Origin of the sequence: Nocardioides allogilvus (assembly GCF_003047285.1) — a bacterium.
Classification (GTDB): domain Bacteria; phylum Actinomycetota; class Actinomycetes; order Propionibacteriales; family Nocardioidaceae; genus Nocardioides; species Nocardioides allogilvus.
In genome coordinates, this window is the sequence record NZ_PZYX01000012.1 from 36376 (window position 1) to 58406 (window position 22031).

The 22031-nt window shown below is 70.5% G+C and carries 22 protein-coding genes, 1 tRNA gene and 1 riboswitch; of the genes, 15 read left to right on the top strand and 8 right to left on the bottom strand.

Features of this window, described 5'->3' with window-relative positions:
- Positions 1 to 12: 12 nt before the first annotated feature.
- The 6 genes from C9J87_RS15925 to C9J87_RS15950 are packed head-to-tail and all read right to left on the bottom strand — an operon-like array spanning position 13 to position 5961.
- Complete coding sequence (locus tag C9J87_RS15925; RefSeq protein WP_010832952.1) at positions 13 to 873, bottom strand: enoyl-CoA hydratase; 861 nt, start codon at positions 871 to 873, stop codon at positions 13 to 15.
- Positions 870 to 2456 (bottom strand): FadD3 family acyl-CoA ligase, encoded by a 1587-nt coding sequence (locus C9J87_RS15930; protein ID WP_036492760.1) that lies wholly within the window; start codon positions 2454 to 2456, stop codon positions 870 to 872. The genes C9J87_RS15925 and C9J87_RS15930 overlap by 4 nt, the downstream gene beginning before the upstream one ends.
- 52 nt (positions 2457 to 2508) lie before the next feature.
- Entirely contained in the window at positions 2509 to 3576 is a 1068-nt protein-coding gene (locus C9J87_RS15935; RefSeq protein WP_010832950.1) for an NAD(P)H-dependent flavin oxidoreductase, read from the bottom strand.
- Positions 3573 to 4328, bottom strand: a complete 756-nt coding sequence (locus C9J87_RS15940) for a CoA-transferase subunit beta (protein WP_010832949.1) — start codon at positions 4326 to 4328, stop codon at positions 3573 to 3575. The genes C9J87_RS15935 and C9J87_RS15940 overlap by 4 nt, the downstream gene beginning before the upstream one ends.
- Positions 4325 to 5197, bottom strand: a complete 873-nt coding sequence (locus C9J87_RS15945; RefSeq protein WP_232820083.1) for a CoA transferase subunit A — start codon at positions 5195 to 5197, stop codon at positions 4325 to 4327. The genes C9J87_RS15940 and C9J87_RS15945 overlap by 4 nt, the downstream gene beginning before the upstream one ends.
- Positions 5194 to 5961 carry an enoyl-CoA hydratase family protein gene (locus C9J87_RS15950; RefSeq protein WP_010832947.1) on the bottom strand — a complete coding sequence of 256 codons (768 nt, stop codon included), beginning with the start codon at positions 5959 to 5961 and terminating at the stop codon, positions 5194 to 5196. Before C9J87_RS15950 ends, C9J87_RS15945 begins: the two co-directional genes overlap by 4 nt.
- Positions 5962 to 6059: 98 nt before the next feature.
- On the opposite strand from C9J87_RS15950, the gene C9J87_RS15955 reads away from it, so the two are divergent.
- Positions 6060 to 6824, top strand: coding sequence for an SDR family oxidoreductase (locus C9J87_RS15955; RefSeq protein ID WP_107706028.1), 765 nt, complete (start codon positions 6060 to 6062; stop codon positions 6822 to 6824).
- A gap of 183 nt (positions 6825 to 7007) precedes the next feature.
- On the top strand, positions 7008 to 7415 hold the full coding sequence (locus tag C9J87_RS15960) for a hypothetical protein (protein WP_036490684.1): 408 nt from the start codon (positions 7008 to 7010) through the stop codon (positions 7413 to 7415).
- 171 nt (positions 7416 to 7586) lie between these two features.
- Here the strand turns inward: C9J87_RS15960 and C9J87_RS15965 are convergent.
- Positions 7587 to 7660, bottom strand: a tRNA-Pro gene (locus C9J87_RS15965).
- A gap of 103 nt (positions 7661 to 7763) precedes the next feature.
- Positions 7764 to 9185 carry a sulfatase family protein gene (locus C9J87_RS15970; protein WP_157953230.1) on the bottom strand — a complete coding sequence of 474 codons (1422 nt, stop codon included), beginning with the start codon at positions 9183 to 9185 and terminating at the stop codon, positions 7764 to 7766.
- A gap of 182 nt (positions 9186 to 9367) precedes the next feature.
- On the opposite strand from C9J87_RS15970, the gene C9J87_RS15975 reads away from it, so the two are divergent.
- The 13 genes from C9J87_RS15975 to C9J87_RS16035 all read left to right on the top strand — a co-directional run bounded on the left by C9J87_RS15975 (position 9368) and on the right by C9J87_RS16035 (position 22014).
- Positions 9368 to 10717 carry a hemolysin family protein gene (locus tag C9J87_RS15975; RefSeq protein ID WP_010832943.1) on the top strand — a complete coding sequence of 450 codons (1350 nt, stop codon included), beginning with the start codon at positions 9368 to 9370 and terminating at the stop codon, positions 10715 to 10717.
- Positions 10710 to 11777 carry a hemolysin family protein gene (locus C9J87_RS15980; protein WP_010832942.1) on the top strand — a complete coding sequence of 356 codons (1068 nt, stop codon included), beginning with the start codon at positions 10710 to 10712 and terminating at the stop codon, positions 11775 to 11777. Before C9J87_RS15975 ends, C9J87_RS15980 begins: the two co-directional genes overlap by 8 nt.
- A 43-nt stretch (positions 11778 to 11820) precedes the next feature.
- The gene (locus tag C9J87_RS15985; RefSeq protein WP_010832941.1) at positions 11821 to 12456 is read left to right on the top strand and encodes a CDP-alcohol phosphatidyltransferase family protein; all 636 of its coding nucleotides are present in this window, start codon (positions 11821 to 11823) and stop codon (positions 12454 to 12456) included.
- A 2-nt stretch (positions 12457 to 12458) separates the two neighbouring features.
- Positions 12459 to 13343 (top strand): DUF881 domain-containing protein, encoded by an 885-nt coding sequence (locus C9J87_RS15990; protein ID WP_010832940.1) that lies wholly within the window; start codon positions 12459 to 12461, stop codon positions 13341 to 13343.
- A complete protein-coding gene (locus tag C9J87_RS15995; protein WP_010832939.1) occupies positions 13340 to 13672 on the top strand; it encodes a small basic family protein in 333 nt (110 codons plus the stop codon). The genes C9J87_RS15990 and C9J87_RS15995 overlap by 4 nt, the downstream gene beginning before the upstream one ends.
- Complete coding sequence (locus tag C9J87_RS16000; RefSeq protein WP_010832938.1) at positions 13665 to 14486, top strand: DUF881 domain-containing protein; 822 nt, start codon at positions 13665 to 13667, stop codon at positions 14484 to 14486. The genes C9J87_RS15995 and C9J87_RS16000 overlap by 8 nt, the downstream gene beginning before the upstream one ends.
- Before the next feature lie 36 nt (positions 14487 to 14522).
- Positions 14523 to 14909 (top strand): glycine cleavage system protein GcvH, encoded by a 387-nt coding sequence (gene gcvH / locus C9J87_RS16005; RefSeq protein WP_010832937.1) that lies wholly within the window; start codon positions 14523 to 14525, stop codon positions 14907 to 14909.
- A gap of 127 nt (positions 14910 to 15036) precedes the next feature.
- On the top strand, positions 15037 to 15573 hold the full coding sequence (locus tag C9J87_RS16010) for an FHA domain-containing protein (protein WP_036490683.1): 537 nt from the start codon (positions 15037 to 15039) through the stop codon (positions 15571 to 15573).
- 3 nt (positions 15574 to 15576) lie between these two features.
- The gene (gene ftsR, locus C9J87_RS16015; protein ID WP_010832935.1) at positions 15577 to 16305 is read left to right on the top strand and encodes a transcriptional regulator FtsR; all 729 of its coding nucleotides are present in this window, start codon (positions 15577 to 15579) and stop codon (positions 16303 to 16305) included.
- 42 nt (positions 16306 to 16347) lie between these two features.
- Complete coding sequence (locus tag C9J87_RS16020) at positions 16348 to 16815, top strand: bifunctional nuclease family protein (protein ID WP_010832934.1); 468 nt, start codon at positions 16348 to 16350, stop codon at positions 16813 to 16815.
- A gap of 206 nt (positions 16816 to 17021) precedes the next feature.
- Positions 17022 to 17606, top strand: coding sequence for a MerR family transcriptional regulator (locus C9J87_RS16025; protein ID WP_051204440.1), 585 nt, complete (start codon positions 17022 to 17024; stop codon positions 17604 to 17606).
- 48 nt (positions 17607 to 17654) lie between these two features.
- A riboswitch (glycine riboswitch) is annotated at positions 17655 to 17775 on the top strand.
- 70 nt (positions 17776 to 17845) lie between these two features.
- A complete protein-coding gene (gcvP, locus tag C9J87_RS16030; RefSeq protein ID WP_010832932.1) occupies positions 17846 to 20686 on the top strand; it encodes an aminomethyl-transferring glycine dehydrogenase in 2841 nt (946 codons plus the stop codon).
- Positions 20683 to 22014, top strand: coding sequence for a serine hydrolase domain-containing protein (locus tag C9J87_RS16035; RefSeq protein ID WP_010832931.1), 1332 nt, complete (start codon positions 20683 to 20685; stop codon positions 22012 to 22014). Before gcvP ends, C9J87_RS16035 begins: the two co-directional genes overlap by 4 nt.
- The last annotated feature ends 17 nt before the right edge of the window (positions 22015 to 22031 follow it).

The following is a 22031-nucleotide window of genomic DNA, read 5'->3' on the forward strand; positions in this document are numbered from 1 at the left end:
CGGGCCAGCCCGTCAGTCCTTGGTCGCCTGTTCCTTGTTCTTCGCCGCCATGCCCTTCGCGTCCAGGCCGCCCAGCGAGTCGCTGGAGACCTCCGCGTTGTGGGCGTGGGCGAAGTGGTGAAGTCCGAAGACCGAGTCCATGCCGGAACGCATGCCCTGCAGGTCCTCGGCCTGGTTGACCGCCTTCTTCGTCAGCGCCAGCCCGAAGCGGGGCATCTGGGCGATCCGCCCGGCCATCGCGAGGACGGTCTCCTCGAGGTCGTCGCGCGGCACGACCTGGTTGACCATGCCGAGCTCCTGCGCCCGGGTGGCCGTGAACCGGTCGCCGGTGAAGAGGAACTCCTTGGCAGCGCGCGGGTTCATCACCCAGGGGTGGGCGAAGTACTCGACGCCCGGGATGCCCATCCGGACCACCGGGTCGGAGAAGAACGCGTCCTCGGAGGCGACGATGAAGTCGCACGCCCAGGCGAGCATCAGGCCGCCCGCGATGCAGGCGCCGTGCACCATCGCGATCACCGGCTTGGGCACCTCGCGCCAGCGGCGGCACATGCCCAGGTAGACCTCGGACTCGCGTGCGTAGCGGAGGTCGCCGCCCTCCTTGCCGACGTGCGTCCAATGGATGACGGCCCGGCGCTCGAACTCGACGTCGACGTCGCGCCCGGGCGTGCCGATGTCGTGACCGGCCGAGAAGTGGTCGCCGTTGCCGGACAGCACGATCACCGCGACGTTGTCGTCGTCGGTCGCCCGCCGGAAGGCGTCGTCCAGCGCGTAGGTCATCGCCGAGTTCTGCGCGTTGCGGTACTCCGGGCGGTTCAACCTGATCCGCGCCACGGCACCCGTCACCTCGTAGGTGACCTCTGGTTCGTTGGTCATGGCTTGCTCCTCAGCTCGTCCTTCAGCACCTTGCCTGCCGCGTTCCGCGGCAGCTGATCGATGAAGACCACGTCACGTGGCATCTTGAAGTTCGCGACCCGCTCGCGCAGGAAGCTCGTCACCTCGTCGGCGCCGAGCGCCTCGTCGGAGGTTCGTACGACGAATGCTCGGCCGACCTCGCCCATCCGCTCGTCAGGCATGCCGACGACGGCGGACTCGACCACGCCGTCGAGCCGCGCCAGTGCCTGCTCGACCTCGGCGGGATAGACGTTGAAGCCGCCGGAGATGTACATGTCCTTGAGCCGGTCGGTGATCGTCAGGTGGTCCTGCTCGTCCACCCTGCCCACGTCGCCCGTGTGCAGCCAGCCGTCCCGGTCGATCGCCTGGGCGGTCGCCTCCTCGTCGTCGAGGTAGCCCACCATCACCATGTCGCCGCGGAACTGCACCTCGCCCTCGTCGCCGGGGTCCACGACCGCCCCGGTCTCCGGGTCGACGATCCGCACCTCCACTCCCGGGACGGGGGCGCCGCACGTGCTGGCCACCAGGGCGTCGGGATCTCCCGGGCGGCACATCGTGGCGACCACGCACTCGGTCATGCCGAAGGCGGTCAACACGTGGTCGAAGCCCAGCTCGGCCTGCATCCGCTCGACCAGCGCCACCGGGACCGACGCTGCGCCGGTCACTGCGATCCGCAGCGACGACCGGTCGATCGAGGCGAGGCCGGGGGAGGCGAAGAGCGAGGTGAAGATCGTCGGGGCGCCCGGCAGCACCGTGATCCGCTCCTCGCCGATCAACCGCAGCGTCTCGTCGACGTCGAACGTGGCCTGCGGGTAGAGGCAGCAGCCGCTGAGCAACGCCACCACGATCCCCGCCTTGTAGCCGAAGGAGTGGAAGAACGGGTTGACGACGAGGTAGCGGTCCTCCTCGGTCACCCCGCAGGTCGAGCCCCAGAGGCGCGCCGCCTCGACGGTCTGCCGGTGCGCTGACACCACACCCTTCGACCGGCCGGTGGTGCCGGACGTGAAGAGGATGTCGGCGACGTCGTCGGCGTCGACCGCGGCGGCTCGCCGATCCGTCTCGGTGAGTGACGCGTCATCGGCGAGGGCCGCGAGGTCGTCGAACGCGTGCACCCCCGTGGCCGGGTCCCCGTGGCCGATCCGGACGACCACACGCAGGTCGGGGAGCCCGGTCCCGTCGTCATCCGCGGCGGCGGACAGCTCGTCGAGCTGGGAACGTCCGAGGAAGCCGTCCGCCACGACGACGAGCGTCGCCCCGGTCCGGCGCAGCACGTCCACGACCTCGTGGCCCTTGTAGCGGGTGTTGATCGGGACCAGCGCGGCTCCGGCATGGCTCACGGCGAGTGCCGCGACGACCCATTCAAGGCTGTTGGGGGCCCAGATCGCCACCCGGTCGCCCGGTGCCAGGCCCAGCCGGACGTAGGCGGCCGCGGTTCGCCGTACGTCATCGCGCAGCGCCGCCCAGGACCTCGACCGGTCGCCGTCCACGACGGCCGGCCGGTCACCGTGTCGCTCAGCCGCGTGCAGCAGCGCCTGCGGCAGCGTCGTCGGCCGGGGTTGGGTCATGATCTGTTCCACTCCTTGGTCGTGTGGGGGCGTCTGGTGGGTCCGGGACTCGTCACGCGAGCAGGCTGTGACTGCGTCGCATGCTGTCAGCTGCCTGGGTGACGACCCGGTCGATCAGCTCCTCGCAGGTTGGCAGGTCGTCCAGCACGCCGACGACCTGGCCCGCGGCGAGCACGCCGGCGCCGGTGTCCCCGTCGACGAGGCCGGCCTTCAGCATCGTCGGGGTGTTCGCGGCGAGGGTCATCTGGGCCAGGGACCGGCCCTGCGCCTTGCGCATCGCCCGGCCGTCGACGGCGAGCTGGCGCCAGGACATGCCCGAGTCGCGCTTGAACTCCAGGGTGCGCCGCACGGTCGGGGTCAGCCTCCTGAGCCGCGAGGACTCCTCGATCTCGTCGACCAGCGGCGTGCGCAGCATCCGGTGCGGCATGCCGTCGACCTTGTCGGTGACGACGGTGCCGTTGAGGTCGTGGTCGAGATACAACCGCTTCACTGCGTCGGGTACGGCGCTGTCCGCCGTGAGCAGGAACCGCGTGCCCATGCCGATGCCGGCGGCGCCGTACGCCAGTGCGGCAGCGAGGCCGCGGCCGTCGAAGTAGCCACCGGCCGCGATCACCGGGATGTCCACGGCATCGAGCACGGTCGGCAGCAGCAGCGACGTCGGCACGCTGCCGGTGTGCCCGCCACCCTCGCCGCCCTGGATCATCACCGCGTCGGCGCCCCAGCTCGCGACCTTGACCGCGTGCTTGGGCAGGCCGACGCTCGGGATGACGACGATGTCGTGCTCCTTGAGCCTCGCGATCAGCTCGGGCTTCGGAGCCAGCGCGAAGCTGGCCACCTTCACGCCGTGCTCGATCAGCAGGTCGCAACGGGCCGGGGCATCGGCCGCGTCAGCGCGCAGGTTGACGCCGAACGGCGCGTCCGTGCGGCCCTTCACCTCGATGATCGCGGCCTCCAGCTGGGCGATCGTCATGGTCGCGCTGGCGAGGATGCCGAGGCCGCCGGCGTTGGCGGTGCCGCTGACCAGGCGCGGACCTGCGACCCAGCCCATGCCGGTCTGCACGACCGGGTGCCGGACGCCGGTGAGCTCGGTCAGCGGGGTCCTCAGCAGCTGCGCGATCACGTCGAGACCTCCTTGGTGCGGAGCCCGCGCGGGTCGAGCACCTCACGGATCAGCATCAGCTCGCCGGGCGTGGGTTCGCGCGTGGTCGTGACGTCGGTGGGCACGTGGACCTCGAAGCCTGTCGCCGCCCGGACCTCCTCGACGCTGACGCCGGGGTGGGTGGACAGGAGTCGCACCGTGTCATCGGGACCGCCGACGTCGAGGACGGCGAGGTCGGTGACGATCCGGTGGATGTCGTTGTACGTCGACGCCGCCGGTCCGGCTTCCTTCGCCAGCCTGGGCCCGACGCCGGTGACGACGTCGACCCGCTCGACGAAGACGCGCGGCGAGTGCCTGGGCACCCAGTAGGACGTGCGGTTGTTGACGGTGTTGCCGGGGGCACCGCGGCTGCCCAGCAGCTGGCGCTTCGGACGGGCGAAGTCGCCGATCGCGGAGATGTTCTGGTTGCCGTGGCGGTCGATCTGGGTGGCGCCCATCATCACGTGCCGCCGGCCGTGGGCGACCACGTCGAAGACGCGGCGGAACGGGATCCAGCCCTCGACGACCTCGGCCTTCGCGAACAGCGGGGGGACACCGGCGAGGAACAGCGACTCACCGTCGGAGATCACCAGGTCGGGGTTGGAGGTCAGCTTGGCCAGCCGCACCCCGAGCATCGGCATGATGCCCATGGGGGAGCCGAAGATCTCGCCGTCGTCCTTGAACGCGTCGGCGACGGCGGTGGCGCAGACCTCCGCGCGGGTGATGTCGTTCATGCCTGCTCCTCTGCGAACGCAGCGACGGCTGCTTGGTAGGCGGCCTCGTTGCCGGACAGGAACCGCTGCTTGAACGCGCTCCACGCCTCGGGGTCGGCAGCGCTCGTGGCGTAGTGGCGCTGGAACTTCTCGTCCCGCTCGTAGTCGGGCGTGCAGGTGGTGAAGTGGGCGCCGTTGGGCGTCTCGACCACCCCGGTGACCAGCATCCGGCTGAGCAGCAGCCGCTGGACGGGGGTGTCGAGGGTGAGCCCGGCGGTGTCGACGACCTGCTCGCAGGACACGTAGACCTCGTCGGCGGCCATCGCGAAGAGGTCGTCGAAGTAGGGGTCGGGCCCGAGGTAGGTCGCGTTGCCGTGCGCGTCGGCGCGGTTGAGGTGGACGAGCGCGGCATCCAGCTTCAAGGCCGGTACGGCGACGAACGTCTCGCCATCGCCGTACGGACTCGTGATCGTCGTGATGTCGGGGTTGTTGACGAGCACGTCGGAGCCGAGCCCGGCGCGCATCGGCAGGAAGGGCAGGCGCTCGGACGCGGCCTTGAGGCCGGTGAAGAACATGCCCTCGTCCCACTCGCAGACCTCCGGGATGGTCGCGTCCTGGCGGGCCCTGGCGAACAGCGGCTCGAGGGGGATCGAGTCGAGGGAGACGAAGGCGTAGACGAGCCGCTTGATCTTGCCGGCATCGGCGAGCAGGCCGACGTCGGCGCCGCCCCACGACACGATCGTCAGGTCGGTGAGGTCGGAGCGCAGGATGGCCCGCACGAGTGCCATCGGCTTGCGCCGGGGTCCCCAGCCGCCGATGCCGATGGTCATGCCGCTCTTCAGCCGGCCGACCACCTCGTCGATGGTCATCTGCTTGTCGCGTGGCTTCACTTGGCCTTCTCCGTCCCGGCGCTGTGCCCATTTACAAACGTGTCTCTGAGTTCGTCGCTGACGCCCAGCAGGTTGAGCTCCATCGTGAAGCCCTGCTCGAAGCGGTAGCTCTTGTTCACGTCGATCGGGTCGATCCCGTTGAGCGCCTCCTTGGCGGCCCGGATCACCCGGGTGTCCTTGTCTGCGATGTCGGCTGCGAGCGCGAGGGCGGCGTCGTCGAGCTGGTCGCGGGGGACCACCTCGTAGACCGAGCCGTGCTGGACGAGGTCGGCGGCCTTGATCGTGCGCGCGGTGAAGTAGAGCGTGCGCATGAGGTGCTGGGGGACCAGCCGCGCGAGGTGGGTGGCAGCGCCGAGTGCGCCCTGCTTGACCTCCGGCACGCCGAACCAGGCGTCGTCGCTGGCGACCACGATGTCGGCGTTGCCGACCAGGCCGACGCCGCCGCCGAGGCAGAAGCCGTGGACTGCGGCGATCACGGGCACCTGGCACTCGTAGACCGCCTTGAACGCGGCGAAGCAGCCCTTGTTCGCACCGATCAGGGCGTCGAAGCCCTCGGTGTTCTGCATCTCCTTGATGTCGACGCCGGCATTCCAGCCCTTGCCCTCCGCGCGCAGGATCACCACCTTCGTCGCGGGGTCCGCTCCGGCTTCGTCGAGCGCCGTGGCGAGGTCGAACCAGCCCTGCACGGTCAACGCGTTGACCGGGGGACAGGCGACGGTGACGACGCGGATGCCGTCGTTCCTGAGGTGTGACGAGATGCCCATTGAGGACCCTTCCGAATGACAAACCAAGCACTTGCTTGGTAGCCTAGCACTTGCTTGGTTCAGCCGCTGCTGCGGAACTCGAAGGTGGAAGGCTCTCCATGACCGTGTCGATCGACCTCTCGGGCCGCGTCGTGCTCGTCACCGGCGGCTCCCGCGGCATCGGGCTCGGCATCACCCGCGCCTACGTCGCGGCCGGCGCGCACGTCGTGACCCTCGCCCGCTCCGCCGTGGAGGTGCTCGAGCCCGGGACGTCCCACGTGCAGTGCGACGTGCGCGACCCCGAGTCGGTGCACGCGAGCGTCGACGCCGTGGTCGCCGAGCACGGACGACTCGACGTCCTGGTGAACAACGCCGGCGGTGCGCCGTACGCCCTGGCGGCCGACGCCTCGCCGCGCTTCCACGACAAGGTCCTGGGTCTCAACCTCACGGGCCCGCTGGTGGCGATGCAGGCGGCCAACGCAGTCATGCAGCGCCAGGAGCACGGCGGCGCGATCGTCAACATCTCCTCCATCAGCGCCCTGCGCCCGTCGCCCGGCACTGCGGTGTACGGCGCCGCCAAGGCCGGCCTCGACTCACTGACCCGGTCGTTGGCGATGGAGTGGGCCCCCAAGGTGCGCGTCAACGCCATCAACGTCGGCCTGTGCCGCACCGAGCTGACCGGGGAGCACTACGGCAGCGACGACTCCGTCGCCGCGATCGAGCGCACCATCCCGCTCGGCCGGATGGCCCGACCCGAGGAGGTCGGCCACGTTGCCCTGTTCCTCGGCTCGGACCTGGCGTCCTACGTCTCCGGCGCCAGCGTGGCGTGCCACGGAGGCGGCGAGCCCCCCATCTTCCTCTCGGTCGTCGGCACCGGGAGCTGACGCCGGGACCGAGCCTGCCGGGCCCAAGAACCACGATCGTGATCGCCCGTTCTACGTGGTGACCACGTAGCGCTGAGGTGTCCGTCGTCGTTGGTACTCCGATAGGTCATGGCCACCCGTTGTGCCCATGACCAGCCGTGTGCACACACAGCTGCACGCACAACCCTTGCGGGGGAGTACCCGATGCTTCGTTCCCTGATCCGACGCCGCGACACCAAGCCGCGCCCCGTCGCGCAGGCCCCCACGCCACACATGTCCCGCTCTGTTGCCTTCCGCGTTCCCTTCCTCGTGGGCGCGACCCTCGGCCTCGCTGTGTCGGTTGTGGCGATCGACAGTGGGCTGTACTTCGGTCAGGAGCAGCGTGAGGTGGTCGCTGAGGCCCAGCATCCGACCGCTGAGGCCCTGGTCGTTGCCTACGACTGCTGGTCGGGTGAGGCGCCGGCGGACATGGCCGGCCAGTTCCCGAGGCGCGTCGTCGTCACAGTCGGTGGTGAGGTCCGGTATGCGGGGGAGCGGATGGTCGGGAAGGCCCTCGACCAGATCTTCGACGGCGCCAACCACGGGCTGACCGTGCACGGCTTCTGCAGGTAGGGGATGACGACCACGCGAGAGCTCGGCCCTGCCGACATGGCGCCCTCGTGCCCCCGCGGCGCACTCCACAAGGGGTCGCTGCACACACACTGCACGCACAAGGGGGTGAGAACGAGGAAGAGGCCGCCCCCGCGATTCGCGGAAACGGCCTCTGACCTGCAATTTCTTCGGTCGGGCTGACAGGATTTGAACCTGCGACCCCCTGACCCCCAGTCAGGTGCGCTACCAAGCTGCGCTACAGCCCGAACGCCCAGTTCGCGATCGGCGAGCCGACGCGGTGAGCGAGCGAAACCATACCGCAGCGCACGCGGGAGTCGTGCATCAGGTCGCCCTCGGCGAGGGCACCGCTCAGAGCGGGTCGGGCAGCACGCCGAAGGTGTCGTTGCAGGTCCAGCCCCGACAGCTCAGCAGCTGCAGCCGGCGCTGCTCCAGCAGCGCCCGGATCGCCGCATAGCCCGGGTCGTCGAACCGGTTGACCAGCTGGTCGGGATCGCGCAGGTCGTCGTAGAGGAAGCCGTCGGAGCCGTTGACGCCGTAGAGGTAGCGCGAGGTGCGCACGCCGCGGTAGGCCCAGCCGTCGCCACCGTCGTCACCGGTCTGGACCAGCGTCGTGTCCCGGAAGGGCTGGTCCATGCCCTGCAGGGTCGGGACGAAGGAGACGCCGTCCAGGAGCCAGCCGGGCTGCACCGCTGACAGCGACGTGAAGGTGGCGGGCAGGTCCACCAGCGTGACGGGCAGGTCGGAGGTGGTGCCGGCACCGACGCCGGGACCTCGGACGAGCAGCGGCACCTGCAGCGTCTCGTCGGTCAGCACGTTCTTGCCGACGAAGCGGTGCTCGCCGAGGGAGTAGCCGTTGTCGGAGGAGAAGACGATGACGGTGTCGTTGAGCTCGCCGACGCTGCGCAGCGTCTCGACCAGCGACTCGACCGCGCGGTCGACCGACTGCAGGGCCCGCAGCCGGGCCCGGTGCTCGGTCGTGACGACCCCGGGATCGGCGAGGCGCCGGGAGCGGAACGTCCGGGGCTGGTCGAGCACGTTGCGCTCGTTGAAGGCGGGGGAGGTCAAGGAGGGCGGCACGGCCCGGTCGAAGCGCCCCTTGTCCCGGGGCGCCGCCGGCGGCGGCACGGGCTTCCCGCTGTTGTTGAGCCGGTAGTGCGGGGCGAGGTGCCAGGAGTAGACGAGGAAGGGCTGGTCCTCCTCGGCGAACTCGCGCACCGTGTCGTTGGTGCGCTCGGCGATGACGTCGGTGACATAGCTGTCGCGGTAGGACTGCGGGTCGCCGTCGTTGTCGAACGCGAAGTCGAAGTAGTCGTAGACCCCAGCGCTCAGCGCGTCCCAGCGGTCCCAGCCCGAGGGGCGGACGTCGCGGGCGGAGTAGCCGTTGAGGAACTTGCCGACGAAGCCGGTCTGGTAGCCACCCTGCTTGAACCACGAGCTGATCTCGTGCGCGGGGTCCAGGGCCTGGAAGCCGCCGAACGGACCGGCGTTGTGCTGCACGCCGTTGTTCTGGCCGTACTGCCCCGTGACCAGCTGGGCGCGGGCCGGGCAGCACAGGGGGTGAGGGGAGATCGCGTCGGTGAAGTCCATCCCGCGCTCGGCCAGCAGCTCACGGGTGTGCGGCATCCACCGCAGCTCGTCCTCACGCATGTCGTCGGTCATCACGAAGACGATGTTGGGGCGGTCCGGACCGTCGGCGCTCGTGGCGGCAGGTGACCCGGCGGCGGCCTGTACGGCGCTGGGCAGCGTCGTGGCCTCGTCTGCCAGTGTCACCCCGGAAGCCGCGAGGAGCAGGACGATCAGAGCGGTTGTCCCGCTGCGTGCCCACACCTGCATTGCGTCCCTTGGATATCCCCGACCGAAGGGCACAGCGTAGGGGGTGAGGAGCGCCTGACCCAAAGCGCAGGGAGCGCCCCGACTGGGGCCTGCTCACCTGTCCTCGCTTACGCTGAAGTGTGACCCCGTGGCTACTTCTGCTCGCCTCGCTGGCGCTGATCGCCATCTGTGGGCTCTTCGTCGCTGCTGAGTTCTCCTTCGTCACCGTCGACCGCGGAAGCGTCGACCGGGCGGCCGCCGCAGGCGATGCGGGAGCAGAGGGCGTGCAGCGCGCGCTCCGCACCCTGTCGACCCAGCTGTCGGGTGCCCAGGTGGGGATCACGGTCACCAACCTCGCGGTCGGGTTCCTGGCCGAGCCGGCGATCGCGCAGCTCGTCGACACGCCGCTCGAAGCGGCCGGTGTCCCCGCCGACTGGGTCTCGCCGATCGCGCTCGCCATCGGCCTGACCCTCGGCACCGTGCTCACGATGCTCTTCGGTGAGATGGTCCCCAAGAACGTCGCCCTTGCCATGCCCCTGGAGACCGCGCGCAACACCCAGCGGTTCATGCGCGGCTTCACGGCGCTGAACAAGGGGCCTATCCGGGTGCTCAACGGCTCCGCCAACGCACTCGTACGCCGCTTGGGCATCGAGCCCCAGGAGGAGCTCCGCTCGGCGCGCAGCTCCGAGGAGCTGGCCTCGCTGGTGCAGCGCTCCGCCGACCAGGGCACCCTGGACGCCGAGACGGCCGAGCTGATGGAGCGCAGCGTCGAGTTCGGCACCCGCACCGCCGGCGAGATCATGACGCCGCGCGTGCGCACCACCACCGTCGACGAGACCGACCGGGCATCTGCCGTGATCGAGCTGACCCGGCAGACCGGGCTGTCCCGCTTCCCGGTCCTCGACGCCGAGGACGCCGTCGTCGGCACCGTCCACGTCAAGCACGCCGTCGCGCTGCCGATGCACGAGCGCTCGACCACGCGGGTGCGACACATCATGGTCAAGCCCACCGTCGTGCCCGACAGCCTGCGGCTCGACCCGCTGCTGTCCCTGCTGCGCGGTGACGGCTTCCAGATGGCGATCGTCCTGGACGAGTACGGCGGTCACGCCGGCGTCGTCACGCTCGAGGACGTCGTCGAGGAGATCGTCGGCGACATCTCCGACGAGCACGACCGGCTCGGCGCGCGCGCCCGCCAGCGCCGAGACGGCAGCTGGAGCCTCTCCGGGCTGCTGCGCCCCGACGAGGTCGAGGACGCCACTGGTGTCGAGCTGCCCGACCACGAGGACTACGACACCATCGGCGGGCTCGTCATGCGCGAGCTCGGGAAGATCCCGACCGCCGGTGACCGGGTCGAGGTCGCCGTACCGGACAGGACCGATCCGGACGAACCCGGCCAACACCTGGCCACCTTGACCGTCGAGCGGATGGACGGCCTGCGGGTCGACCGCATCGAGCTGCGACTGGTGACGGGGGAGGAGTCGCATGGGTGACTTCGGGGGAGTCCTGCTCGCAGTCGTGCTGCTGGCCTTCAACGCGTTCTTCGTGGGCGCCGAGTTCGCGCTGCTGTCCGCACGCCGCAGCCAGATCGAGCCGCGCGCCCAGGAGGGCTCGCGGTCCGCACGCACTGCGCTGCGGGCCATGGAGCACGTCTCCCTGGTGATGGCCGGCGCGCAGCTCGGCATCACGGTCTGCTCGCTCGGCCTCGGTGCCGTCGGCGAGCCGGCAGTCGCCCACCTCCTCGAACCCGTCCTGCACGCCCTGCACGTGCCGGACGCCGCGCTGCACCCGGTGTCCTTCGTGATCGCGATGTCCATCGTGGTCTACCTGCACGTCGTGCTCGGCGAGATGGTGCCCAAGAACATCGCCCTGGCCGGACCTGATCGCGCCGCGCTGGTGCTCAGCCCGCCGATGATGGTGATCGTGACCCTGCTGCGCCCCTTCATCAGCCTCCTCAACCTCACCGCCAACGGCATCCTGCGGCTGCTCGGGATCGAGCCGAAGGACGAGGTCAGCTCGAGCTACACCCGCGAGGAAGTGGCAGCGCTGGTGGAGGAGTCGCGCGGCGAGGGGATGATCGCGGCCGACGAGTACGACCGGCTCTCGGGAGCGCTCGGCTTCACCGAGAAGATGGTCACGGCGGTGCTGATGCCGGTCGAGGGACTCAGCACCGTGCTGACCGGTTCCACGCCGGCCGACGTCGAGGCGCTCTGCGCGGCGACGGGCTTCAGCCGGTTCCCGGTCACCACCGCCGACGGCACCTTCCAGGGCTACCTCCACATCAAGGACGTGCTCGAGAGCGACGAGACGCGCCGGCAACGCCCCATCGACGACAAGTGGGTGCGCCCGCTGGCCACGGTGGGGCCCGACGACGTGCTGCACGAAGCGCTGGAGAACCTCCAGCGTCGCGGTGCCCACATGGCGCGGGTCGTCACGCGGGAGGGGACGGTCCTCGGACTGGTCACGCTGGAGGACGTGCTCGAGGAGCTCGTCGGAGAGATCCGCGACGGCTCGCACCACGAGTGGGCCGGAAGCACGGGCGAGGCTGGATAAGGTGAGGTCGCAGCGACACCCACGTCCACAGACGGCAACCCCGATGGCAGGCGATTCAGTGCAGGAGCAGACCGGACAGACAACCGGGCTCTCGCGCGTGTGGACGATCCCCAACATCCTCAGCATGCTGCGGCTGGCGGGCGTCCCGCTCTTCCTGTGGCTGGTGCTGGGGCCGGAAGCCGACGGCTGGGCCCTCGCCGTCCTCATGATCTCGGGCGTCACCGACTTCCTCGACGGCTATCTCGCCCGCCGGCTCGACCAGTTCTCCAGCCTCGGCGAGATCCTCGACCCGGTGGCCGACCGGCTCTACATCCTCGCGGTCGTGATCGGCCTCGCGCTGCGCGACATCATCCCGTGGTGGGTGGCGATCATCCTGCCGCTGCGCGACCTGCTCCTGTGGGGACTGGTGCCGCTGCTGCGCACCCGCGGCTACAGCGCCCTGCCGGTGCACTTCCTGGGCAAGGCCGCCACCTTCAACCTGCTCTACGCCTTCCCGTTGCTGCTGCTGGGGGAGGGCACCGGCGTCCTGCCGACGATGGCGCAGGTCTTCGGGTGGGCCTTCGCCTTCTGGGGCATCGGCCTCTACTGGTGGGCCGGTGTGCTCTACGCCTGGCAGGTCCGCAAGCTGCTGCGCGTCACCCCGCGCCGACCCCGGTCGCCGGCACAGCCCGAGGCCTGATCGTGCCCGACCTCACCGAGACACGTGGTCGGCCGGCGCCGCTGCCGCACCACGTCACGACCCCGTTGCTGACGCTGATCACCGAGCGCTCGCTCGACGAGGACTACGCCCACGTCGCTGCCCGCCGCGCCGTCACCGCCGAGCCGCAGCGTCCGCGGTCGCGGGTGTGGAGCACGGCGCTGGTCGTGGCCACCTTCGGCGCGCTGGCCACGATCGTGACCGTCCAGACCTCCCGCGACTCGGAGGTGCAGGAGCTCAGCCGCGCTGCGCTGATCAGGCAGATCGAGTCCGGTCGGGCCGAGGTGGGCGACCTCCAGGCGCAGATCCGCACGCTCACCGACGAGACCCTCGCGCTCGACGACACCAACGCGGAGCTGGGCGCGGAGGCCGCCACCCTGGCCAGCCGCCGTCAGCGCCTCGAGGTCCGAACCGGCTACGTCCCGGTCCGCGGGCCGGGCGTGCGGATCAACATCGACAGCGCGCCCGCCGCCGTCCCCAACGACGAGCTCCGCGACGAGGACCTCGCACTCCTCGTCAACGGGCTGCTGACCGCCGGCGCCGAGGCGATCGCCGTCGACGGTGAGCGCATCGTCGCCCTGGGCGGCATCCGCAACACCAGCCGTGCCATCCACATCAACGGACGCCCGCTGACCTCGCCCTACGTCGTCGAAGCCATCGGCGATCCCGGCACCCTGCAGGCGCGCCTGCTCGAGTCCAGCGCCGGACTGGAGTGGTTCACCCGGGTCAGTACCCTCGGATTTTCCTACGTGCCGCAGAATGTCGATGAGCTCCGGCTGCCCGCCGCAACCCTGCGGCCCCTGCGGCAGGCGCGCGAGCCCTCGACCACCGACGACCGACGCCTCGACGAGGAAGGAGCCACCCCGTGATCGCCGCCCTCGGACTGTTGCTCGGCATCCTGGCCGGGCTCGTCTTCGCCCCTGACGTGCCGCTGGTGCTCGAGCCCTATCTCCCGATCGCGGTCGTCGCTGCCCTGGACGCCGTGTTCGGCGGACTGCGCGCCTTCCTCGACGGCATCTTCGACGACAAGGTGTTCGTCGTCTCGTTCGTCAGCAACGTCGTGATCGCGGCCGCGATCGTCTTCCTCGGCGACAAGCTCGGGGTCGGTGGACAGCTCACGACCGGTGTCGTGGTGGTGCTCGGGATCCGGATCTTCTCCAACGCCGCGGCCATTCGCCGCCACCTGTTCCATGCCTGACGAGATCCCCGACGAGCTGCCTGCCGACGACCCGCCGGGCCGCGAGCTGAGGCCCACTGGCTCGAGCGATCCGCGTCCGGACGACGCGCCGCCCGAGACCGGGCGTGACCGGCTGCTGGCCACGATGCGCCGACCCACCCGCGCCCAGGCGATCGTCGGCGTCCTGCTGGCCGTGCTCGGCTTCTCGGCCGTGGTGCAGGTCAACAACAACGAGCAGGACAACACCTACGCCGGCCTGCGCGAGCAGGACCTCATCGAGATCCTCGATGCCCTGACCGGCACCGCCGAGCGTGCACGTCGCGAGGTCGACCGGCTCGAGAACACCCGTGACCAGCTCCAGTCCGAGTCGACCAGTCGCAAGGCTGCGCTCGCGGCCACCGAAGAGCGGGTGGAGACGCTCAACATCATCGCCGGGCTCGTCCCCGTGACCGGTCCGGGCATCCGGATCCGGATCGAGGAGGACACCGGCCGGCCCACGCTCACCTCCCTGCTCGACCTGGTCCAGGAGATGCGCACGGCCGACGCCGAGGCGATGGAGTTCAACGACACCCACCGGCTGGCCGCGCAGAGCTCGTTCAACACGGTCGTCGGTGGCATCGAGCTCGACGGCAACCTCCTCGAGCCGCCCTACGTCATCGACGTGATCGGCGACCCGCACGCGCTGCGCAGCGCGATGACCTTCGAGAACGGGCCCATCGAGCAGCTCGAGTTCGACGGCGCGTCAGTGGAGGTCACCGAGCTCGAGTCGCTCGACATCGAGAGCATCCGCGATCCGGAGCGCCCCGTGAATGCCGAAGCGGACCCGGGCCAGTAGCCTTCCGCACAACCGAGCCGAGGAGAAGGAGTCACCGTGTATCCCGAGGACCTGAAGTACACCAGTGAGCACGAGTGGGTGCGCAGCCCCGGCGAGGCCGAGGGATCGGTTCGGATCGGCATCACGCACTTCGCCCAGGACGCGCTCGGCGACATCGTCTATGTCTCGCTCCCTGAGGTCGGGGAGCAGGTCACCGGCGGCGAGACGTGCGGCGAGCTCGAGTCGACCAAGTCCGTCAGCGACGTCTATGCGCCGCTCACCGGTGAGGTCGTGGCCCGCAACGAGTCGCTCGACGCGACGCCCGAACTCGTGAACACCGACCCGTACGCCGCTGGCTGGCTGTTCGAGGTCGTCCCGACCGACGCCGGGGCCGTCGACGCCCTGATGGACGCAGCGGCCTACCAGGCCGGCCTCGAAGGCTGATCGACCTGACTGATCGCCTCGACGTGCCGCGCCGGGCATGGTGCGGCTGATAGGTTCGAATCAGTAGTCAGAGTTGAGTTTCGCGCCAGTGATCCGACCGTGGGGACCTGGCAACCGAGGAGGTTTCATGCCGTTCTGCACCGCCTGTGGCAAGCAGAACCCGGACGACGCGCGGTTCTGCTCGCAGTGCGGCACGCGCCTGGTGACCGACGACGCCGACGCGCCCGCCACCGGTGGTCCGGAGGGCGCCGTGCCGGCGACCGACGCCACCGCGACGATCACCTTCGGGGTCACGACGCCGACCGACACCTCGGACCGCAAGCTCAGCCCGGTCGACGCCGCAGCCGTCGACGCGCTGCCCGATGGGCACGCCCTGCTGATCGTGCAGCGCGGCCCGAGCGCCGGCAGCCGCTTCCTGCTCGACGCCGACCTGATCGGTGCGGGACGCCACCCCGACAGCGAGATCTTCCTCGACGACGTGACCGTGTCGCGTCGCCACGCGGAGTTCCGCCGCAACGGCAACGCGTTCACCGTCAGTGACGTTGGCAGCCTCAACGGCACCTACGTCAACCGGGACCGCATCGACTCCGTCGAGCTCTCCGACGGTGACGAGGTCCAGATCGGCAAGTACCGGCTCGTCTTCTTCACCAGCGCCGCAGGCTGATCGATGGCAGAAGCCGCTGCGTCTCGGGCGCGGATGAACATCGGGCAGGTCCTCGACCACCTGCGCAGTGACTTCCCGGGTGTGACCATCTCCAAGATCCGGTTCCTCGAGGACCAGGGCCTGATCAAGCCCGAGCGCACCCAGTCGGGCTACCGCAAGTTCTGCGGCGAGGACGTCGACCGGCTCCGCTACATCCTGCGGATGCAGCGCGACCACTACCTCCCGCACAAGGTGATCGGCGAGCACCTCGACGCGATCGACCGCGGCCTCGAGCCGCCGGCCATCGACGGCGTGGTGCCGACGGTGCCCAAGGTCTCGCTGGCTCCGGACGGTCTCCCGTCGCCGGAGTCCTTCCGCAGCACCAGCGACGTGCGCCTCTCGCGTCGTGAGCTGATCAAGATCGCCGAGATCTCCGAGGAGCTGCTGGTCCAGCTGGAGCAGTTCGGACTGATCTCCCCGCGCGCCGGCACCGGCCACTACGACACCGACGCGCTCGTCGTGGCGCAGACGGCCCGCGAGCTGGCCGACTTCGGCTTCGAGCCGCGCCACCTGCGCGCGTTCAAGACGGCCGCGGACCGGGAGGTCGGCCTGGTCGAGCAGGTCGTGGCGCCGCTCCAGCGTGGCCGCGACGCCGCCGCGAAGGGGCGCATCGAGGACGCCGTGAGCGAGATCGCCGCCCTGTCGGTGCGCCTGCACGCCACCTTGGTCAAGTCCGGCCTGCGTCGCTCCTGACGGCGCCCGAGTGCCCTGATCGAGGCGGAGTAGGGTGAACGTGTGCGCGAAGTAGACGTCATCGGAGTCCGGGTGGAGATGCCCTCCAACCAGCCCATCGTGTTGTTGCGCGAGGCCGGGGGAGAGCGCTATCTCCCGATCTGGATCGGCGCGGTCGAGGCCACGGCCATCGCCTTCGCCCAGCAGGGCGTCACCCCGCCAAGGCCGCTGACCCACGACCTGATGAAGAACGTGCTGGAGGCCACCGGCCAGGAGCTGAGCGAGGTGCGCATCACCGACGTCCGTGACGGGGTGTTCTACGCCGAGCTGGTCTTCGCCAACGGCCAGGAGGTCAGTGCGCGACCCTCGGACTCGATCGCGCTGGCGCTGCGCACGGGCACCCGGATCGTGTGTGCCGAGGAGGTCCTCGACGAGGCGGGCCTGGCCGTGCCGGCCGAGCAGGAGGACGAGGTCGAGGCCTTCCGCGAGTTCCTCGACCACGTCTCACCCGAGGACTTCGAAGCGCAGTGACCCTCACCCTCAGGTTGAGGTTGAGGGTTGCGACACGCCGCACCCATGATTGACCGGGCCGCCTTCGCGGCCTACCTTGAAATGTCTCTGTTGTAACTCCACCTGTGTGGTTGCTCTTCCCCGCAGCCCCTTCCCCCGGAGTTACGCCCAACGGAGTAGGACCGTGGAGGGTCGCTGTGGCTGTGAACGAGAACGACCAGGACCGCCTGGCCGCCGCACGTGCGGACATCGCTGCTGAGCGAGCCGCCGAGGCTGCCGAGGAGCAGGGCCTGCTCTTCGCGGACGACGTCTCTCCGCTGCCCAGCGACACCGGCTACCGCGGCCCGACGGCGTGCAACGCCGCGGGCATCACCTACCGCCAGCTCGACTACTGGGCGCGCACCGGACTGGTCGAGCCGACCGTCCGCGGTGCCACCGGGTCGGGTTCGCAGCGGCTCTACTCCTTCCGCGACATCTTGATCCTCAAGGTCGTCAAGCGGCTGCTCGACGCCGGCATCTCGCTGCAGCAGATTCGCACCGCCGTGCAGCACCTGCGCGAGCGCGGCACCGACGACCTGACGCGCGTCACCTTGATGAGCGACGGCGCCAGCGTCTACGAGTGCACCAGCAACGACGAGGTCATCGACCTGCTCCAGGGCGGCCAGGGCGTGTTCGGCATCGCCATCGGTGGCGTCTGGCGCGAGATCGAGGGCACGCTCGCCGAGCTGCCCAGCGAGCGTGCGGCCGAGGACGTCACCGACGTCGCGGGCGACGAGCTCGCCGCGCGGCGTGCCGCGCGCAAGATCGGCTGAGCCGGGCGCTGCCCTGACCCGGGCGACACGGTAGGCTGGGGTCGCTGACGATCCCACGCGGGAGAGTCGACGGCGCGATCGGTCCTTCTCGGAGGAGTGGTCGCGTGCGTTGCGCCGAAGGGGCAATTCCTCCCCGGAACCTCTCAGGCACCCGAACCGCGCGGAGCAGGCAACTCTGAAGGTCCGTCCGGACTGACAGAGGGGGAGGCCGCCTGCTGACCGCCAACCAGGGAGCCTCCATGACGGACCCGTCCTCGCCGCACTCACCCTTCGTCGACCGCCACATCGGTCTGCGGCCCGAGGACATCGACAAGATGCTCGCCGCGCTGGGGCACGACTCGCTGGAGTCGTTGATGCTCGCGGCCGTGCCAGGCGGCATCCGGGCCGCTGGTGACCTCGATCTACCCGAGGCCGTGAGCGAGGAGGCCGCAGCCAAGGAGCTGCGCCAGCTCGCCGCGCTGAACCGGCCCGCCGAGGCAATGATCGGCTGCGGCTACCACGCGACCATCACGCCGCCCGTGATCCGCCGCAACGTGCTGGAGGACCCCAGCTGGTACACCGCCTACACGCCGTACCAGCCCGAGATCTCGCAGGGCCGCCTCGAGGCGCTGATCAACTTCCAGACCGTGATCGGCGACCTGACCGGTCTGCCCACGGCCAACTCGTCGCTGCTCGACGAGGGCACCGCCGCTGCCGAGGCGATGACGCTCGTGCGCCGGGGGAACAAGAAGGCAGCCGGGCCGTTCGTCGTCGACGCCGACGCGCTGCCGCAGACCATCGAGGTCGTGCGCACCCGCGCCGACGCCATGGGCATCGAGGTGGTCGTCGCCGACCTCACGGACGGCCTGCCCGACGGTGAGCTGAGCGGCCTGCTGGTGCAGTACCCCGGCGCCAGCGGCCGGATCCTCGACCCGCGGCCCCTGATCGAGACTGCCCACGAGCGCGGCGCGCTCGCAGTGGTGGCGGCCGACCTGCTCGCGCTCACCCTGCTGGAGGCGCCGGGCGAGATGGGCGCCGACGTCGTCGTCGGGTCCTCGCAGCGCTTCGGGGTGCCGTTGTTCTACGGCGGTCCGCACGCCGGCTTCATGTCCGTCAGCAGCGGCCTCGAGCGGCACCTGCCGGGTCGGCTCGTCGGGGTCTCGGTGGACGCCGAGGGACGCCCGGCCTACCGCTTGGCCCTGCAGACCCGCGAGCAGCACATCCGCCGGGACAAGGCGACCTCCAACATCTGCACCGCCCAGGTGCTGCTGGCGGTCGTCGCCTCGATGTATGCCGTCTACCACGGCCCCGAGGGCCTGAAGGCCATCGCCCAGCGCGCCCACGACTACGCCGGTCGGATCGCGACCGCGCTCCGGGCCGGGGGAGTGGAGCTGGTCAACGACACCTTCTTCGACACCCTGACCGCCAGCGTCCCCGGTCGCGCCGCTGACGTCGTCGCCGCCGCCCGCGCCCTGGGCCTGCACCTGCGTCTCGTGGACGCCGACCACGTCGCCCTGTCCACCTCGGAGACCACCACCGAGTCCACCGTGACGAGCGTCCTGCGGGCCTTCGGCGTCACGGAGGACGGACAGTCCGCCGAGGGTGCGATCCCGGCCCCGGTGGCCCGCCACACGCCGTACCTCACCCACGAGGTCTTCGGTAGCCACCACAGCGAGACCCAGATGCTGCGCTACCTGCGGCGTCTCTCGGCGCGCGACTACGCGCTCGACCGCGGCATGATCCCGCTCGGGTCCTGCACGATGAAGCTCAACGCCACCACGGAGATGGAGCCGGTGAGCCTGCCGGGCTTCGCCGACCTGCACCCGTTCGCGCCGGCCGAGGACGCGGCCGGCTACCGCAGGCTGGTCGACGACCTCGAGGGCTGGCTGGCCGAGGTGACGGGCTACGACCGGGTCTCGATCCAGCCCAATGCCGGCTCGCAGGGCGAGCTCGCGGGTTTGCTCGCGATCCGTGGCTTCCACCTCGCCAACGGCGACACCGAGCGAACGGTCTGCCTGATCCCGTCGTCGGCTCACGGCACCAACGCGGCGTCCGCGGTGATGGCCGGCATGAAGGTCGTCGTGGTCAAGGGGGCGGAGGACGGCTCGGTCGACCTGGCCGATCTCGAGGCCCAGTGCGAGAAGCACTCCGACACGCTGGCCGCGATCATGGTCACCTATCCGTCGACGCACGGCGCCTACGAGGACTCCATCACCGAGCTGTGCCGGATCGTGCACCAGCACGGCGGCCAGGTGTACGTCGACGGCGCCAACCTCAACGCGCTGCTGGGCTTCGCCAAGCCCGGTGAGTTCGGCGGCGACGTCTCCCACCTCAACCTGCACAAGACCTTCTGCATCCCGCACGGCGGCGGCGGCCCCGGTGTCGGGCCGGTCGCGGTGCGGGCCCACCTGGCGCCGTACCTCCCCTCGCACCCGATGCACCCCGAGCCCGAGAAGCGCGAAGGCATCGGCCCGATCAGCGCCGCGCCCTACGGCTCGGCCGGCATCCTGCCGATCTCGTGGGCCTACATCCGGCTCATGGGCGGCCCCGGCCTGACCCGGGCGACCGCGGTCGCGGTGCTGTCGGCCAACTACATCGCCCACCGGCTGCAGCAGCACTTCCCGGTGCTCTACCGCGGCCACGGCGGGCTGGTCGCGCACGAGTGCATCCTCGACGTGCGCGGGCTGACCAAGGACTCCGGCGTGAGCGTCGACGACGTGGCCAAGCGGCTCGTCGACTACGGCTTCCACGCCCCGACGATGTCCTTCCCGGTCGCCGGCACGCTGATGGTCGAGCCGACCGAGTCCGAGGACCTCGGTGAGATCGACCGCTTCTGCGACGCGATGATCGCGATCAAGGGCGAGATCGACCGCGTGCAGGCGGGGGAGTGGACCCCGGAGGACTCCCCGCTACGGCACGCTCCGCACACCGCTCGGGCTCTCGTGGGCGAGTGGGACCGCTCCTACTCGCGCGAGGTCGGTGTCTTCCCGACCGGCATCGATCCTGACAAGTACTGGCCACCGGTCGCCCGCATCGACCAGGCGTACGGCGACCGCAACCTGGTCTGCGCCTGCCCGCCGCCCGAGGCCTTCGCGGAGTGAGCGCGCCCGTCACCGACCTCACCGCCCACCGCCTGCGCTGGCGCCTCGCCACGGCCCAGGCGGACGGGCAGGTGCCGTCGATCGTCGCCGGCATCGTGCGCGACGGCGCCCTGGTGTGGTCCGACGGCGTCGGCGACGTCCCGGGGTCTATCACCGACACGCAGTACAAGGTCGGCTCGATCACCAAGACCCTCACCGCCGTGCTCGTGCTCCAGCTGGTCGAGGAGGGGCTGCTGTCGCTGGACGCACCGGCAGCCTCGGTGCTCGGCGACGTGGGCTATGCCGACCGCACCATCCGGCAGCTGCTGGCCCACTCCGGCGGGTTGCAGGCCGAGCCGGCCGGGGACTGGTGGGAGCGCTCGCAAGGCGGATCGTTCGACGACCTCGCCGCCGCCAACGACGGGACGGCTGCGGCGTTCGTCCCCGACCGGCAGTTCCACTACTCCAACCTCGGCTACGGCCTGCTGGGCGAGGTCGTGGCCCGGCTGCGCGAGCAGACGTGGTGGGAGGCGGTGCGGGAGCGCATCCTCGATCCGCTCGCGATGAAGCGCACCTCCTACCAGGCCTCCGGCGTGCACGCCGAGGGCTGGTCGGTGCACCCCTATGCCCAGACCCTGATCCCCGAGCCGCTGCCCGACACCGCCGCCATGGCGCCGGCCGGCCAGGTGTGGAGCACCATCACTGACCTCGCGACCTACTGCCGGTTCCTGCTCGAGGGGCACGACGACGTGCTCGGTGCGGCGGCCCTGGCGCGGGCGTTCACGCCGCAGGCGGGGGAGGAGCACGCCGGCCTGGCCTACGCCCACGGCCTCGGCTTCCAGATCTTCCGCGGCGGGTCGGGCACGCTCGTGGGCCACAGCGGGTCGATGCCGGGGTTCCACGCGATCTGCCTCGTCGACCGCGATCGCCGTACGGGCGTCGTGGCCCTGGTCAACGGGACCGCGGGCGTGCCGGTCGCGGGCTTCGGCGCCGCCCTGCTCGAGGAGCTCGAGGCGTGGGAGCCGGCGCTGCCGCGGCCCTGGGTCCCCAACGAGACGGTGCCGGCCGAGCTCGCAGACGCCCTCGGTGTCTGGCACTGGGGCGCCACACCCTTCGTGTTCGCCTGCGAGGGCGGTGACCTCGTCGCTCGGCGCGGCCAGGTGGAGAAGTGGCGGTTCGTCGCGCAGGAGGGCCGGATCGTCGGCAGCCGCGGCTACCACGCGGGCGAGGAGCTGAGGGTCGTACGCCGCAGCGACGGCGTGGTCTCCCACCTCGACGTCGGCACGTTCATCCTCACCCGTGAGCCCTACGAGGCCGGCGCCCCGATCCCCGGCGGTCGGCCTTCCTGACCGCCGGGGACCGGGGT

Bases quoted from the DNA above. Each gene is read 5' to 3' on its own strand.
- C9J87_RS16000 (WP_010832938.1), top strand. From the start codon at position 13,665: ATGCCTGACGAGATCCCCGACGAGCTGCCTGCCGACGACCCGCCGGGC.
- C9J87_RS15985 (WP_010832941.1), top strand. From the start codon at position 11,821: ATGGCAGGCGATTCAGTGCAGGAGCAGACCGGACAGACAACCGGGCTC.
- C9J87_RS15955 (WP_107706028.1), top strand. From the start codon at position 6,060: ATGACCGTGTCGATCGACCTCTCGGGCCGCGTCGTGCTCGTCACCGGC.
- gcvP (WP_010832932.1), top strand. From the start codon at position 17,846: ATGACGGACCCGTCCTCGCCGCACTCACCCTTCGTCGACCGCCACATC.
- C9J87_RS15960 (WP_036490684.1), top strand. From the start codon at position 7,008: ATGCTTCGTTCCCTGATCCGACGCCGCGACACCAAGCCGCGCCCCGTC.
- C9J87_RS15930 (WP_036492760.1), bottom strand. From the start codon at position 2,456: ATGACCCAACCCCGGCCGACGACGCTGCCGCAGGCGCTGCTGCACGCG.
- C9J87_RS15925 (WP_010832952.1), bottom strand. From the start codon at position 873: ATGACCAACGAACCAGAGGTCACCTACGAGGTGACGGGTGCCGTGGCG.
- C9J87_RS16010 (WP_036490683.1), top strand. From the start codon at position 15,037: ATGCCGTTCTGCACCGCCTGTGGCAAGCAGAACCCGGACGACGCGCGG.
- C9J87_RS15940 (WP_010832949.1), bottom strand. From the start codon at position 4,328: ATGAACGACATCACCCGCGCGGAGGTCTGCGCCACCGCCGTCGCCGAC.
- C9J87_RS15950 (WP_010832947.1), bottom strand. From the start codon at position 5,961: ATGGGCATCTCGTCACACCTCAGGAACGACGGCATCCGCGTCGTCACC.
- C9J87_RS15980 (WP_010832942.1), top strand. From the start codon at position 10,710: ATGGGTGACTTCGGGGGAGTCCTGCTCGCAGTCGTGCTGCTGGCCTTC.
- ftsR (WP_010832935.1), top strand. From the start codon at position 15,577: ATGGCAGAAGCCGCTGCGTCTCGGGCGCGGATGAACATCGGGCAGGTC.